General features: G+C 43.5%; 1 protein-coding gene. It reads right to left on the reverse strand.

The genetic code is table 11. The features are described from left to right. Positions 1-83 precede the first annotated feature (83 nt). Positions 84-584 (reverse strand): glutathione S-transferase C-terminal domain-containing protein (locus R7Z77_RS27085; protein WP_318137270.1); only part of this gene is annotated, 501 nt, incomplete at its 5' end.

The raw sequence follows: 584 nt of genomic DNA on the forward strand, positions 1-584 counted from the left end.
ATCTCCCAGTACTTAGCGTGAATAAAAGCCCTTAACAACGCAGTTCGTCGTTAAGGGCTTTGTATTGGATGAACCGTTACAAACTAACCGATCATTTCTCTTTGGTGAGGAGAACTAAAGTCTAAATCAGGCCCTTTAGGCACCACTTGCGTTGGATTAATCCCTGTGTGACTGAAGTAATAATGGCGCTTAATATGATAGAAATCGGTGGTATCGGCGATACCGTCAATCTGATACAGCTCTTTCAGATAACCCTGAATATTGACGTAATCGGCAATGCGTTGTTTATTACACTTGAAGTGCCCAACGTACACGGCATCAAAACGCACTAACGTGGTGAACAAACGCCAATCGGCTTCCGTAATTTTATTGCCTGCTAGATAGCGATGGGTCGCCAGATGAGCATCAATTTTATCTAAGGCCGAAAACAACGATTCAAAAGCCTCTTCATACGCTTCTTGCGAAGTAGCAAAACCGCAACGATACACCCCATTATTCACGTTTGGATAGATGTAATCATTCCATTCATCAATCACACCGCGTAGTGGCTCGGGATAATAATCGTCATGATTGCCCGTGAGATC

The sequence above is a fragment of the Vibrio sp. 1401 genome (assembly GCF_033340295.1).